Here is a 14,203-nt window from a genome sequence, read left to right on the forward strand (position 1 = left end):
TCGCCCGGAGGGTCTACCGTCGGCCCCAGGAGCTAGCCCCCGAGCACCCGAGGTACCCATGAGCGAGCCGACCCTGACGGAGCACAGCACGACCGCCGAGATCCACGTCGCACGCCCCCCGCAGGTCGTGTGGGCCGAGCTCATGCACCCGAGCGCCCGCTGGATGCTCGGCATGAACGTGGAGACCGACTTCCTGCCCGGGAGCCGGGTCACGTTCGAGGGCCACTACATGGGCCGCGAGTTCGCGGACTGGGGCACCGTCGTGGCGGTCGAGCGCCCGCGGCTGCTGCACTTCACGCACTTCTCCCCGACGATGGGCCTGCCCGACGTCCCCGAGAACTACCACGACATCGCCATCACGCTCGAGCCGGACGACTCCGGGACGCGCGTACGCGTCGTCGAGCGCAACATCGAGACCGCCGAGCGTGCCGAGCGTGCCCACGCGCTGTGGAGCAAGGCGCTCTCGACGCTCGCGGGCCACGACTGAGGACGGGCTCTCGCGCGAGAGCAGCAGCCCCGGTACGACGACGGGCCGGTCACCCCGCGAGGGATGACCGGCCCGTCGTCGTGCGGCCGGGACCGCCGCACGCCCGCGCGTCAGGCGCTGCGGCGGCGCCTCGTCACGACCAGGAGCGCGGCGCCGCCGAGGACGAGCAGCGCCCCCAGCCCGGCGAAGAGGGCCGTGCTCGCGCCGGTGGTGGCGAGCGCACCGCCGTCGGACCTGGCCGTGTTGGTGAGCGTCACGTCGATCGACCCGCCGCCCGTCACGGTCACCGTGGTGACCTTCTCGCCGTCGACCGCGAAGTACGGCGTGCCCCAGTCGACGCCCGCGACCGCCGGGAGGTCGACCTCGCGCAGCGTCACGACCGTGCCGTGCGGCAGGCCCTGGGGCCCGTCGACGACGGTCCCGTCCGCACGCAGCGCGAGCGTGCCCGTGACGGCCTGGTCGCCGACCGTGTACTCGTAGGCGACGGTGAACGCCGTGTCCGCGGGGACCTTGGACTTCGACTCGCCCGCGACGACCTTGTGGACGGAGAACCCGCCCACCGCGACGTCGGCCGTGTTGGTCAGCGTGACGAGCGTGCTCTCGCCGTCACCGACCGTCACGGACTGCGGGCTGAACTCCGCGGCGCCCCACGTCACGCCCGGCACCGCGGGTCGGACGGTCTCGGCGAACGTCACGACCGTCCCGACCGCGAGGTTCTGCGGGCCGTCGACGACCGCCCCGTCCGCGGTGACGACGAGCGTCCCGGTGGTCGGCACGCCGTCGAGCTCGTAGGAGTACTCGACCGTGAACTGCGCGTCGCCCGGCACGGAGCCCGCGGCACCGCCGACGACCTCCTTGGCGACCGAGAAGCCGCCCGCCCGGCCGTCCTGCGCGGTGTTCGTCAGCGTGACCAGCACGTTCTCGCCGTCGGCGACGGTGACGCTGGCCGGGCTGAACACCGGGGCACCCCACACGACGCCCGGCACGTCCGGCAGGTTCGTCTCGGTGAAGGTGACGACCGTGCCCACCGGCAGGTTCTGCGGGCCGTCCGCGACGCTGCCGTCCGCGAGGACCGTGAGCGTGCCCGTGACCGGGGTGCCGTCGAGGTCGTACGCGTACTCGACGGTGAACGCGGTGTCGGCCGCGACCAGCGACGCACCCGCGCCCGTGACCGCCTTCGCGACGGAGAACCCGCCCGCGGCCGCCGCCGTCGCGTCGTTCGTCACGACGACGGCGGCGGTCTCGCCGCTCTCCGTGACGGTGAGCGAGCCGGGCTCGAACGTCGGGGTGCCCCACACGACGCCGTCGACCTCGGGGAGCCCGGTCTCCGCGAACGTGACGACCGTGCCGAGCGGGAGGCTCACGCCCGCGTCGACCGCGCCGCCGGCCGCGGCGACGACGACCTCACCGGTCGTCGAGCCCTCGTACGACGAGCCCTCCGGGAGCTGCGCCGTCCACGCGACCGTGAACTCGGTGCCGTCCGGGACGAGCGCCGCGGTCGCGCCGGAGAGCTGCTTCTCCACGGAGAACGACCCGAAGAGCTCGGTCGCGGTGTTCGTCACGCCGACGGTGACGATCTGGCCGTCGGCGACGGTCACCGACGCGGGGTCGAACGTCGGGGTGCCCCACTCGACGCCCTCGACCTCGGGCAAGGTCGGCTCCTCGAACGTCACGACCGTGCCGGCCGGCAGGTCGCGCGGACCGGCGACGACGGTGCCGTCCGCGAGCAGGACGAGCGTGCCGCTCGTGTCACCGTCGTAGGAGATCCCGTCCGGGACCACGGCGGTCCACGCCACGGTGAACTCCGTGCCGGCCGGGACGCGACCGGCACCGGTGCCCTCGACGGACTTCGCGGCCTGGACGCCGCCCACCTGGAGGGTCGCGGTGTTGGTCACGACGACCTCGGCGTTCTCCCCCTCCGCGACGGTGACCGCCGCCGGGCTGATCTGCGGGGCACCCCAGATCACGCCGGGCACGCTCGGCAGGTCCACCTCGGTGAACGTCACGACGGTGCCCACCGGGAGGTTCTGCGGGCCGTCGACCGGCGTGCCGTCCGCCAGGACGGTCAGCGTGCCCGCGACGGGCGCACCACCGAGCTCGTAGGAGTACGAGACGGTGAACTCGGTGTCGGCGGGCACCGACGTGGCGCCGGTGCCGGCGAGGGCCTTGGCGACCCGGAACCCGCCCGCGGCGGTCTGCGTCGCGGTGTTCGTCAGGGTCACCAGCGTGTTCTCACCGTCGCCGATCGTCACCTCGGACGGGGAGAACTCCGGTGCGCCCCACACGACACCCTCGACGTCGGGCAGCTGCACCTCGGTGAACGTGACGACCGTGCCCACCGGGAGGTTCTGCGGGCCGTCGACCGGCGTGCCGTCCGCGCGGACGGTCAGCGTCCCGGTGACCGTGGTGCCGTCGAGCTCGGCGGAGTACTCGACGGCGAACGCCGTGTCGTCCGGCACGAGCCCGGACGCCTCACCGACGACCGACTTCGCGACCGAGAACCCGCCCGCGGGCGCGTCCGTGGCGGTGTTCGTCACGGTCACCAGGGCGTTCTCGCCGTCGGCGACCGTCACCTCGGACGGGGAGAACGACGGCGCGCCCCACACCACGCCCTCGACCTCGGGCAGCTGCACCTCGCTGAACGCGACGACCGTGCCGACCGGAAGGGTCTGCGGGCCGTCGACCGGCGTACCGTCCGCCCGGACGGTCAGCGTGCCCGAGACGGGGGTACCGTCCAGCTCGTAGGAGTACCCGACCGTGAACTGCGTGTCGGCCGGCACGAGGTCGGACGCCCCGCCGACGACCGACTTCGCCACCGCGAACCCGCCGACCTGCCGGGCGGCGGCGTTGGTCACCGTGACCAGCGTGTTCTCACCGCCGCCGATCGTCACGGTCGACGGGTCGAGCACGGGCGTGCCCCACGCGATGCCGGGCACCTCGGGGAACACCGTCTCCTCGAACGTCACGACGGTCCCGACGGGAAGGTCCTGCGGCCCGTCGACGACGGTCCCGTCCGCGAGGACGGTCACCGTCCCCGTGGTCGCGCCGTCGTACGCGATGCCGTCGGGGACCTGCGCGGTCCACGCCACCGTGAACGACGCGTCCGCCGGGACGGCGGCCGAGCCGGAGCCCTCCACGGCCTTGCTCACGGAGAACCCGCCGACGGCGAGCGTCGCGGTGTTGGTCAGGGTGACGGCGGTCGTCGAGCTCGCGCCGATCGTGATCTCGGCGGAGGGGTCGAACGCGGGGGTTCCCCAGACGATGCCCGGTAGCTCCGGGAGGGTCGGCTCGGCGAGCACGACGACGGTGCCCTCGGGCAGGTCGGAGGGGCCGTCGACCACGGTGCCGTCGGCGCGCAGCGTCAGGGTGCCGGTCGTCTCACCGTCGTACTCGACGCCGTCCGGGACCTGCGCGGTCCACGTCACCGTGAACTCGGTGCCGGCCGGGACGGAGGCCGCACCGGTGCCCTCGACGAGCTTCGCGACGGAGAACCCGCCGTCGCCGCCCGCGACGCAGTCGAACGGTCCCGGGCCGATCCACGGGTAGTTGTGCTGCTCGTTGCCGGATCCGGCCGTCGTCAGGTCGTTCCCGACGTAGACCCGCCCGTTGGTGCTCGACGTGATGGTCGAGCTCGCGACCGGGGCGAGGATCGACCCGATGAACTGGCCGCTCCCGGTGATGTCCACCTGCTCGGCGTCGACGAAGTTCCACAGGATGCGCGACGAGGCCTCGCCGAGCGCGGCGCTGCCCAGGTCGTCCACGCGGACACCGTTGTAGTCGACGTAGTTCGCCGACACGGCGACCGGACCGCCGACGACGTTGATCACGACCGGTGCGTCCGCCGGGATACCGCTGAAGAAGAACTCCGAGGCGCCGTCGAGGTCCGCCGCGTCGATCGTGAACGCCTGGAGCGTGGAGTTCGACGGGTCGGTGCTCGTGAACGTCACGCGCCCGCCGGACCGCTCGACCTCCCCGGTGGCGGTCGTCGTGCCGAGCGAGGCCGACGTCGCCGTGATGACGTCCTGGAAGTCGGCGAACGGCGACATCGCAGCCGCCTGGCCCATGCCGTCGGTCACGGGGGCGCCGTTCGTCTCGGGCTGGGCCGCGGGCGCGGTGACGGTCCCGCCCACCTGGACCGCACCGCCGGGCGCGAGGCCGGCCCCGACCTCGACCCGGTTCTCCCCCACGATGGTGAGGTCGCCACCGACGGCGAGCATGAGCGCACCCGGGTCCGGGGCGATCTGCGACCCGACGCCGACGGTGCCCACGTTGAACAGCCCGTCGGGGTTCTTGTCGAAGGTCGCGTCGCCGCGCACGAGGAGCAGGCCCTCGGACTCGGCCGCCGCGCCCGTCGCGAGGTAGTTGCCCCCCGCGTACACGGCCACGTTGTTGTCGGTGAACGCCGGCGGCAGGTTGCCGATGCCCGGCATCTCGCCGGGAGCGGGGCACTGCCCGGGGGCCGCCGCGGCGGGTGCGGCACTCGGTCCGGCGACGACGACGAGCGCTCCGGACAGCGCGAGCGCTCCGGCCGTGGCTGCGGCGAGCAGCCGGCGCGGGATACCGGCCCGCGGGGCCGTGAGGGGGGACGGTCTCCAGGTCATGGCTTCTCCAGTCGACGAGCGCCGAGGTTCTCCCGGCCTGCGCTTCCTCTCGTAAGAGCGCTTTCCGACTGGGTCATGACGACGCCTCCGTCGTGACGTCCGTCACACGATGCCCGGAGGGGCGCGGGCTCGGTAGCGTAGGGCGCGGAGGTGTCACGTGACCGCTCGCGCACGCACGGTGTGGATCGTCGCCGCCGTCGTCACCGCGGTCGCCGCCGTCGCGGCGGTCGCCTGGTACGTCACCCGCCCGGGCCCCGCTCCGGCGCCGTCACCCTCGGGCGCGCCGACCGCTTCCCCCGACCCGTCGCCGTCGGGCACTCCCCCGACTCCGTCCACCCCGCCCGAGGACCCGCTGGCCGGGTGGACACTCGAGCAGAAGGTCGGCCAGCTGTTCATGGTCGGCGTCGACGTGAGCGACCCGCAGCAGGTGAGCTACGACGCGGTGTCGCAGCTCCACGTCGGCAACGTGTTCCTCGCCGGGCGGTCGCAGGCGGGCACGGGCCCGACGGCGGACCTCGTCGCCGGCTTCACGGCGCTCGTCTCGCCCGAGACCACGAACGGCACCCCGCTGTTCGTCGCGACGGACCAGGAGGGCGGCTACGTGCAGGTGCTGCGCGGACCCGGGTTCTCGCAGATCCCCACGGCCACGGACCAGGCGACGCTCGACCCAGCGACGCTGCAGGCGGACGCGACGACGTGGGGCGGCGAGCTCGCGGCGGCCGGCGTGAACCTCAACCTCGCGCCGGTGATGGACCTCGTGCCCGAGGGCACGGCTGCGCAGAACCCGCCGATCGGGTACTTCCAGCGGAACTACGGGTTCACGCCGGACGCGGTGACGGCCCACGCGAACGCCTTCAGCGCCGGCATGGAGGCGTCCGGCGTGGACGTGGCGATCAAGCACTTCCCCGGGCTGGGCCGCGTCACCGAGAACACCGACACCGACGCGGGCGTCACGGACGACGTGACGACCCGTGACGACCCGTCCGTCGCCGTCTTCGCCTCGGGGATCGAGGCGGGCGCCGCGTTCGTCATGACGTCCACCGCCGTCTACACGCAGATCGACGGGTCGCTGCCCGCCGCGTTCTCGCCCGTGGTCGTCGACGGGATGCTCCGCGGCGACCTGGGTTTCGACGGTGTCGTCATCACGGACGACGTGTCCGCGGCGCAGCAGGTGCAGGCGTGGTCGCCCGCCGAGCGCGCCGTCCTGACGATCGACGCGGGCGGAGACATGGTGCTCGCGTCCGCCGACCCGAGCGTCGTGCAGCCGATGGTCGCGGCCGTCGTCGAGCGCGCGACGACCGACCCGGCGTTCGCGGCCAAGGTGGACGCCGCGGTGCTCCGCGTGCTCGCCGCGAAGCAGCGGCTGGGCTGAGCCCGGGCGGTATAACTGACGCCATGGCTGCCCGACGCCCCGCCCCCCGCCCGACGCTCGAGGCCGTCGCGGCCGTCGCGGGCGTCTCCCGCGCCACCGTGTCCCGCGTCATCAACGGCGTGCCGACGGTCGACCCGGCGATCGTCGAGGTCGTCGAGAAGGCGATCGACGAGACGGGCTACGTCCCCAACCTCGCGGCCCGCACGCTCGTCACCCGACGGACCGGGTCGGTCGCGCTCGTGGTCTCCGAGCCGACGGAGCGGCCGCACGCCAGCCCGTTCCTGGAGCGCCTGTTCACCGACCCCTACATCGGCCGGGTGACGGCCGGGGCGCAGCAGGTGCTGCGCCCGCGCGACATCCACCTGGCGATCCTGCCCGCCGACCCGCCCGCGCACGACCAGGTGGTGCGGTACGTGCGGCAGGGCCACGTCGACGGCGTCCTGCTCATCACGTCGAGCTCCGGCGATCCTCTTCCGGCACGGTTCGCCGCGCTGTCCACGCCGGTCGTCCTGTCGACGCACCTCGACGGGGCGGACGAGTCGGCCGGGGTGAGCTGGGTCGACCTCGACCAGGCGGCCGGCGGTCGGCTCGCGGCGGAGCACCTCGTGGCACGTGAGCGGACGCGCCTGGCGACCGTCGCAGGGCCGTCCGACGTCCCCTTCGCGCGCGCCCGCCTCGACGGCTTCCTCGACGCGGTGCGGGCCACGGGCCTCCCGGAGCCGCTCGTCGTCGAGGGCGACTTCACGCGCGCGGGCGGCGAGGCGGCCGCGCGCGAGCTGCTCGCGGCGCGACCGGACGTCGACGGCGTCTTCGGGGCGAGCGACCTCATGGCCGACGGGGCGTCGACGGTCCTGCAGGAGTCCGGGCGCCGCGTCCCGGAGGACGTCGCCGTCGTCGGCTTCGACGACTCGACGGTCGCCCGCCAGGCGCACCCGCCGCTCACGACGGTGCGGCAGCCCGTCGAGGAGATGGCGGCCGAGATGGCGCGCCTCCTGCTCGCGGCCATCGACGACCCGGAGACCGAGGCCCGCTCCGTCCTGTTCGACCCGAGCCTCGTGCTGCGCGACTCCGCCTGACGCCGCCTCGCGTGCCGCGCCAGGTCAGTGGCCGCCGCCCGCGACGAAGGCGATGCCGCCCGCGATCGCCAGGACGACGACGCCGAAGCACACCAGAGCGCCGACCTGGCGACCGCGCGTGGCGCGCTCGACGCGCACCGTGCGACCGTCGGACGTGAAGCGACCGTCAGGGGTGCCGACCTCGACGGGGACGGCGCGACCGGCGGCGAGCCGGACCCCGAGCGCGAAGAGGGCGGGCAGGCCCGCGCCGACGACGAGGCCGGCGACGACGACCTTGAGCAGCGAGTCGATCTCGACGAACACGGTTGTCTCCTCCGGGCTGCCGGGGTCAGACGCTCGCGCGCTGGCGCGCGGCGGGCGGGGTCACGGTGGGTGTGCCCGCGGCGGGCACGGGCGCCGCGGCGGCCTGCGGCTCGGCGTCGGTGAACGGGTCGGCCGCGTCGAGACGGCGCTCCAGCGCGACCTCGCGCGCCTCGACGACCTCGGTCTCGAGCCCGGCGTCCACCGCGCCCTCCTCCCAGGCGTCGTTGACGTTGTTGTGGTCCACGGGCTTGCGGCGGGACGCGACCCAGATGGCGACCGAGGTGGCGACGAGGATCGCGAACACGACGACCGTCCCGGCCACGCCCCCGATCCCGTGCTGGATGCCGTAGCACGCCGCCCCGACGAGGCCGGCGGCCGGGAGGGTGAGCCCCCACGCGGCGAGCATGCGGCCCGCGACGCCCCAGCGGACCTTGGCGCCCGGCATGCCCACGCCCGAGCCGAGGATCGAGCCGGTGGCGACGTGCGTCGTCGAGAGCGAGTAGCCGAACAGGCCGGACATGAGGATGACGGCCGCGGACGACGTCTCGGCGGCCATCCCCTGGCGCGTGTCGATCTCGACGAGGCCCTTGCCGAGCGTGCGGATGATGCGCCAGCCGCCCAGATAGGTGCCGAGCGCCATGAAGAACGCGCAGGACAGGATGACCCAGAACGGCACGCTCGAGTCCGCCGGGACCGCGCCCGCCGCGATGAGCGCGAGCAGGATGATGCCCATCGACTTCTGCGCGTCGTTGGTGCCGTGCGCGAGCGAGACCAACGACGCGGAGCCGACCTGGCCCCAGCGGAACGCGCGCGTCGAGACGTCCTCGGGGACGTCGCGCGTGAGGCGCGCGACGGCCCACGTGCCGACGCTCGCGACGCCGACCGCGATGAGCGGGGCGAGCAGCGCCGGGATGAGCACCTTGGCGGCGACGCCGCTCCAGATGACGCCCTGCGTCCCGACCGCCGCGAGGACCGAGCCCACGACGCCGCCGACGAGCGCGTGCGACGAGCTCGACGGGATACCGAACAACCAGGTCAGCAGGTTCCAGGTGATGCCACCCACGAGCCCCGCGAGGACGACCTCGAGGGTGATGACGTTCGCGTCGACCAGCCCCTTCGCGATGGTCGCCGCGACGGCCAGGGAGAGGAACGCCCCGACCATGTTGAGGACCGCGGAGAGGGCGACGGCGGTCTTGGGCTTGAGGGCCTTGGTGGCGATGGACGTGGCCATCGCGTTGCCCGTGTCGTGGAAGCCGTTGGTGAAGTCGAAGGCCAGTGCGGTCACGACGACGAGCACCAGCAGGAGCGTCTCGGTCACGTCGTCCATGGTGGGGTCATCGCCGGAGCGCGCTCGACCATCCTGTGGATTCTTCCGCCACTGTTCACCGACAGTTCATCCGGCGTTCGAAGCCGCTGTTCGAACGCCGGACGAGGCCTGGCCGAGCAAGGTCGGACGCCCCGCGAGCACGGGCGGTCCGACCGTGACGCGGCACGGCGCGAGGTCAGGCGGAGGTCGGTGCACCGAGCGCGGCGAGGGCGTCGTCGAGGTCGTCGACGACGGTCGCGACGGCCTCGCGCTGCGTCCGCGCACGGTCCGCCTCCGCGGCGACGGCGGCACGCGCCGCGCTCAGATCGGCGTCGAACTGCTCGGCGCGCGCCTGCGCGTCCGCCCGCTGGCCGCGGGCGCGCCGCTCGCCCGAGAACCACTGCCACGCCGCGACCACGCCCGCGACGACGGTCACCGCGAACCAGGCCGGCGCGACCGCGATCCCCAGCACGAGCGTCGCGACGGCGATCGCCCCGACGCCGCCGACGACGCCCCACGACACCCCGTCGACGGGTCGCGCCAGGAGCTCGGCGCGCGCGGTCGCGGCGAGCGTCGCGCCGTCCTCGGTCGGCGAGACCGTGACGGTGCGGCCCGCGAGGCGCAGCACGCGCGACGGCGCCGGGGTCGCAGCCAGCTCGGACGCGCGCGCGTGGCTCGCGACGCGCAGGTCGTCGACGAGCAGCGGGGCGGCGAGAGCCGCGAGCCCGGGCTCGGAGCCGCGCGCGTCGTCGACGAGCAGGTCGACGAGGGTCCCCGCGGGCGCGTCCCACCCGGGGCCGTCGTCCTCGGGCGCGCGGCCCACGCGATCGGCCAGCAGCTCCGCCCGCTCGAGGAGGTCGCGCTCCACGGGCGCGCCCTCGTCCACGAGCGACCCGACGACCTGGAGCAGCGCAGCGCCCGGGGCCGGTGGGCCGCTCGGCGTCGCGGCGGTGCCGGGCGCGGCGGGCGCACCGCCCGTGCTGCCCGACGACGCCCCGGGCGCGAGCGGGCCGGGCGCCGCCATGGGCAGGGCGATCTCCCCGGCGACGACGGCCCGCGACCATGCGGCCCAGGACCGCAGCAGCGGCAGGGCGTCGGGCGCCGCGGCCCGGCGACGCGCCCCGGACGCGTCGGCCTCGGGCGAGCCCCAGTCGTCCCCGCTCCCGGGGAGCGCCGGCGCGGCCTCGAGGAGCCGGGCGCGCCAGCGTGCGTGCGCGTCGTCGTCGAGCAGGGCCACGCGCTCGGCGAGTGCCGCGCGGACGACCGCGACGCCGTCGTCCCCGAGGTGCCCTGCGGCCGCCGCGCGCCACAGCGCTCGCTCGGAGGTCGTCACGAGGACCTCGTCCGGTGCCTCGCCGGGACGTTCCGGCGCCGCCTCCGGCGCGTCGTCGGCGCTGCCCCAGCCGGCCGCCGGCAGGACGGGGGCGTCGAGCACCCAAGGCGTCCACTCGCGCGCGAGGGCGGGCTGCCCGACGAGCGCGCACACCGCGACGAGGTACGTCGCGGCCCGACGGCGGTCGCGCAGCAGCGCCTCCTGCGCCGCCTCGGGGTCGAGGCGGCCCGCGGGCAGCTCGGCGACGGCGAGCGCCGCCGGCACGAGCCAGTACGCGGGCACGTCGACGAGGTCGGGCGACCGGCGCAGGTGCGACACGTCGCCCTCACCCGTCACGACCGCGCGCGTCAGGGCGCGCGCCGCGTCCCGGGCGCGCCGGGCGGGGGCGAACAGCGCGAGCTCCTCGCGCACCTCGCCCAGCTCGATGAGCGCGTTGACGAGGCGCGTGAGCACCTCCACGCGGCTCGACAGGTCGCCCTCGAGCGAGCGCAGCCGCCGGTTGAGCGACGCCTCCCGCGACCGCGCCATCGCGGCCTGCGCGGCGAGCTCGTCCGAGAGGGCCTGCATGTTGCCCTGGTCGCTGCGCCAGTAGCTGTACGTCGACATGCGCGCGAGCGTACTCAGCGCAGCGCCGCTGTCGAGGGGGAGTTCTCCCCGGGGTCCGCTGCCGAACCCGGCGCTATCGCCGGGTTCGGCAGCGGACCGGCCCACAACCCCGGGTTCGGCGGGTCGGTGGCGGGCGTCGCGGCGGTCAGCGACGCGGGCGCATGAGCGGCGGGTCGAGGACGGCGGGCACGCTCGCGGGCGCGAGGTCAGGGTCCGCTGCCGAACCCGGGGTTGTGGTCACGCCGAGCGCCGAGCCCGGCGACAGCGCCGGGTTCGGCGCGGCGCGGTAGAGGGTCGCGGGGCGGCCCGTGCCGCCCGACGTCGTCCGGCCCGTGTCCTCGAGGAAGCCCGGGGTCGTCGTGGCCTTGCGCGAGAAGTTGCGCGGGTCGAGCCGCACGCCCCAGACCGCCTCGTAGACACGCCGCAGGTCGGCGACGGTGAACTCGGGCGGACAGAACGCGGTCGCGAGCGCCGAGTACTCGAGCTTGGCGCGGGCACGCTCGACGCCGTCGGCGAGGATCCGCGCATGGTCGAACGCGAGGCCCGACGGCGCCCGGTCGCCTGGCTCCGTCGCCCCGCCCGGCGCCGCCGCGAGCAGCGGCTCGACGCGGTGCCAGGCCGCTCCCCCGGCGTCGGACCCGGCGCGCACGACGCCGAACTCGGGCGCGAGCAGGAGGTAGGCGACGGAGAGGACCGGCCCGCGCGGGTCGCGGTCGAGCGGGCCGTACGTGCGGAGCTGCTCGAGGTGGCCGGGCGGACGGACGCCGGTCTCCTCCGTGAGCTCTCGCCGTGCCGCCCCGGCGAGCCCCTCTCCCGGCAGGACGAAGCCGCCGGGCAGGGCGAGCGCGCCACGGAACGGCTCGATGCCGCGCTCGACGAGCAGCACGTGCAGGGCGTCCTCGCGCACCGTGAGCGCGACGACGTCGACGGTGACGGGCAGCGTCGCGGCGGTCGGCGGGATGTCGGGGTTCGGGCTCGCGGGCGGCGTCATGCGGCCATCGTCGCACGTTCGCGTCAGGTTGACGAGAACGGCGGACAGGACTAGCGTCATTTTCGTCAGAACGACGAAAAAGATCGGAGCGACCATGGCCACCATCCGCACCTACCCGTGGACCCGGCACTTCCTCGGCAGCCCCACCGGGCACGTCGTGCACCTGCGCCGCGGGCGCGTCGCGCACGAGGGCGTCGGGCAGGCGTTCTGGTTCCGCCCGACGACGTCCGTCCTCTCGGAGGTCCCCGTCGACGACCAGGAGCTCCCCGTCTTCTTCCACGCCGTGACCGCCGACCACCAGGACGTCACCGTCCAGGCCGGGGTCACCTACCGGTTCGCCGACCCGGTGACCGTCTCGCAGCGCCTCGACTTCGCCGTCGACCCCGGCAGCGGCGAGACGAGCACCGCGGGACGCGACCAGGTGACGAGCATCGTCGGACGGCTCGCGCAGAGCCGCGCCACCGACGCGATCGCCACGATGCCCCTCGCCGACGCGCTCACGGCCGGCGTGCCGCGCGTGCGCGAGGTGCTCACCGAGGCGCTGACCACGGACCCCCGGCTCACCGCGACCGGGATCGTCGTCATCGGCGTCCAGGTGCTCGCCGTCCGGCCCGAGAAGGACGTGGAGCGCGCGCTCCAGACGCCGGCCCGCGAGCAGGTCCAGGCCGAGGCGGACCGCGCGACGTACGAGCGCCGTGCCCTCGCGGTCGAGCGCGAGCGCGCGATCGCCGAGAACGAGCTCGCGAGCAAGATCGAGCTCGCGACGCGACGCGAGCGCCTCGTCGCCCAGGAGGGCGCGAACGCCCGGCGAGAGGCGGAGGAGAAGGCGGCCGCCGCGCTCGTCGACGCCCGCGCGACCGCCGAACGTGCGCAGCTCGCGACGGACGCGCAGGCCGAGCAGGTGCGAGTCGTCGGCGCGGCCGAGGCCGCCGCCGAGCAGGCCCGCATGGACGTGTACGCGAGCGCCGGCCAGGGCACGCTGCTCGCGCTCGCGCTGCGCGAGGCCGCCGGGTCGCTGCCCGCCGTGCAGAACCTCACCATCACGCCCGACCTGCTCACCGGCGTCCTGTCGACGCTCGTGCGCGGCCTCGGGCCCGACGGCGGCCCGGCCGGCCCGCTGGACGGCGCCGGCGCTCCGGTGGGGACCACCGGGAAGGCGGCGTGACGATGCTGCGACGGCGCGCCGTCGTCGTGCACCGGCGGACCGAGCTCGACGACCTGCTCGACCGGCACGGGACCCGCGGCCAGGCGGAGTTCTTCCTCCGCTCGCGCGGCCGGTCGCTCGGCGAGGTCCAGGCGCGGCACGACGCGCTCGCGGCGGCGCGCGACGCCGTCGTCGCCGCCCTGCCCACCGGCTGGGCGCGCGCGGACGTCGAGCGCGCGGACCTGTCGCGCTTCCTCGTCGCACCCGAGGACGTCGTGGTCGTCGTGGGGCAGGACGGCCTCGTCGCGAACGTCGCGAAGTACCTGCGCGGCCAGCCGGTCCTCGGCGTCGACCCGGAGCCCGGCGTGAACGCCGGCGTGCTCGTGCGGCACACGGTGGCGGCGGCGACGGCCCTCCTCCGTGGGCTCGGGGCCGAGACCGAGGCAACCGGCGGCGCGCCCGACCGGGTGGCGGTCCTGCCGGTGGACGCGCTGACCATGGTCCGCGCCGACCTCGACGACGGGCAGCACCTCACCGCGCTCAACGAGGTGTTCGTCGGGCACCCGAGCCACCAGAGCGCGCGCTACACGCTGCGGTGCGCGGCGGGCGAGGAGCGGCAGTCGTCGTCGGGCGTGCTCGTCGCGACGGGCACGGGCGCGACCGGCTGGTGGGCGTCGCTCGCGCACGACCGCGGAGGGCGGCGGGCCCCGGGGCGCACCGAGCACCGGCTCGGCTGGTTCGTCCGCGAGGCGTGGCCCTCGCCCGCGACGGGCGCCACGCTCACGGAGGGTGTCGTGGAGGAGGGCGCCGACGTCGCGCTCACCGTCGCGTCGGACCGCCTCGTCGTGTTCGGCGACGGCGTGGAGGACGACCGCCTCGTCGCCTCGTGGGGCCAGACCGTCACGGTGCGCACCGCCGACGCCCCGCTCCGGCTCGTCCGCCCCTGACCGCCCGGGACGGGCGACAACCACATGATCGACGGGC

General features: G+C 75.2%; 10 protein-coding genes. 5 read left to right on the forward strand and 5 right to left on the reverse strand.

Features of this window, described 5'->3' with window-relative positions:
* Positions 1-58: 58 nt before the first annotated feature.
* Entirely contained in the window at positions 59-487 is a 429-nt protein-coding gene (locus JN535_RS10660; protein WP_205205537.1) for an SRPBCC family protein, read from the forward strand.
* A 110-nt stretch (positions 488-597) separates the two neighbouring features.
* On the opposite strand, the gene JN535_RS10665 is transcribed toward JN535_RS10660, so the two are convergent.
* Complete coding sequence (locus JN535_RS10665; protein WP_205205538.1) at positions 598-5,088, reverse strand: DUF5979 domain-containing protein; 4,491 nt, start codon at positions 5,086-5,088, stop codon at positions 598-600.
* A 157-nt stretch (positions 5,089-5,245) separates the two neighbouring features.
* Between JN535_RS10665 and JN535_RS10670 the strand changes: the two genes are divergently transcribed.
* Together JN535_RS10670 and JN535_RS10675 are read left to right on the forward strand one after the other, a co-directional pair.
* Positions 5,246-6,460: a glycoside hydrolase family 3 protein gene (locus JN535_RS10670; protein ID WP_205205539.1), complete on the forward strand. Its 1,215-nt coding sequence runs from the start codon at positions 5,246-5,248 to the stop codon at positions 6,458-6,460.
* Between the two features lie 23 nt (positions 6,461-6,483).
* Complete coding sequence (locus JN535_RS10675) at positions 6,484-7,536, forward strand: LacI family DNA-binding transcriptional regulator (RefSeq protein WP_205205540.1); 1,053 nt, start codon at positions 6,484-6,486, stop codon at positions 7,534-7,536.
* 24 nt (positions 7,537-7,560) lie between these two features.
* Here the strand turns inward: JN535_RS10675 and JN535_RS10680 are convergent, their stop codons facing one another.
* From JN535_RS10680 to JN535_RS10695, 4 genes are all read right to left on the reverse strand, one after another.
* Positions 7,561-7,839: a hypothetical protein gene (locus JN535_RS10680; protein WP_205205541.1), complete on the reverse strand. Its 279-nt coding sequence runs from the start codon at positions 7,837-7,839 to the stop codon at positions 7,561-7,563.
* 25 nt (positions 7,840-7,864) lie between these two features.
* Positions 7,865-9,166, reverse strand: coding sequence for an inorganic phosphate transporter (locus tag JN535_RS10685; protein WP_205205542.1), 1,302 nt, complete (start codon positions 9,164-9,166; stop codon positions 7,865-7,867).
* Positions 9,167-9,341: 175 nt separating this feature from the next.
* Entirely contained in the window at positions 9,342-11,084 is a 1,743-nt protein-coding gene (locus JN535_RS10690) for a hypothetical protein (RefSeq protein WP_205205543.1), read from the reverse strand.
* A gap of 145 nt (positions 11,085-11,229) precedes the next feature.
* Positions 11,230-12,075 carry an NUDIX hydrolase gene (locus tag JN535_RS10695; protein WP_205205544.1) on the reverse strand — a complete coding sequence of 282 codons (846 nt, stop codon included), beginning with the start codon at positions 12,073-12,075 and terminating at the stop codon, positions 11,230-11,232.
* Positions 12,076-12,169: 94 nt separating this feature from the next.
* Between JN535_RS10695 and JN535_RS10700 the strand changes: the two genes are divergently transcribed.
* Positions 12,170-13,240, forward strand: coding sequence for an SPFH domain-containing protein (locus JN535_RS10700; RefSeq protein WP_205205545.1), 1,071 nt, complete (start codon positions 12,170-12,172; stop codon positions 13,238-13,240).
* 2 nt (positions 13,241-13,242) lie between these two features.
* Positions 13,243-14,166, forward strand: coding sequence for a hypothetical protein (locus JN535_RS10705; protein ID WP_205205753.1), 924 nt, complete (start codon positions 13,243-13,245; stop codon positions 14,164-14,166).
* Positions 14,167-14,203 lie beyond the last annotated feature (37 nt).

The sequence above is a fragment of the Cellulosimicrobium cellulans genome (genome assembly GCF_016921195.1).
In the GTDB taxonomy this organism is placed as follows: domain Bacteria; phylum Actinomycetota; class Actinomycetes; order Actinomycetales; family Cellulomonadaceae; genus Cellulosimicrobium; species Cellulosimicrobium cellulans_F.

Excerpts from the sequence above, each read along its gene's own strand:
- JN535_RS10660 (WP_205205537.1), top strand. The coding sequence starts at position 59 with ATGAGCGAGCCGACCCTGACGGAGCACAGCACGACCGCCGAGATCCAC.
- JN535_RS10665 (WP_205205538.1), bottom strand. The coding sequence starts at position 5,088 with ATGACCTGGAGACCGTCCCCCCTCACGGCCCCGCGGGCCGGTATCCCG.
- JN535_RS10675 (WP_205205540.1), top strand. The coding sequence starts at position 6,484 with ATGGCTGCCCGACGCCCCGCCCCCCGCCCGACGCTCGAGGCCGTCGCG.
- JN535_RS10685 (WP_205205542.1), bottom strand. The coding sequence starts at position 9,166 with ATGGACGACGTGACCGAGACGCTCCTGCTGGTGCTCGTCGTCGTGACC.
- JN535_RS10690 (WP_205205543.1), bottom strand. The coding sequence starts at position 11,084 with ATGTCGACGTACAGCTACTGGCGCAGCGACCAGGGCAACATGCAGGCC.
- JN535_RS10695 (WP_205205544.1), bottom strand. The coding sequence starts at position 12,075 with ATGACGCCGCCCGCGAGCCCGAACCCCGACATCCCGCCGACCGCCGCG.
- JN535_RS10700 (WP_205205545.1), top strand. The coding sequence starts at position 12,170 with ATGGCCACCATCCGCACCTACCCGTGGACCCGGCACTTCCTCGGCAGC.
- JN535_RS10705 (WP_205205753.1), top strand. The coding sequence starts at position 13,243 with ATGCTGCGACGGCGCGCCGTCGTCGTGCACCGGCGGACCGAGCTCGAC.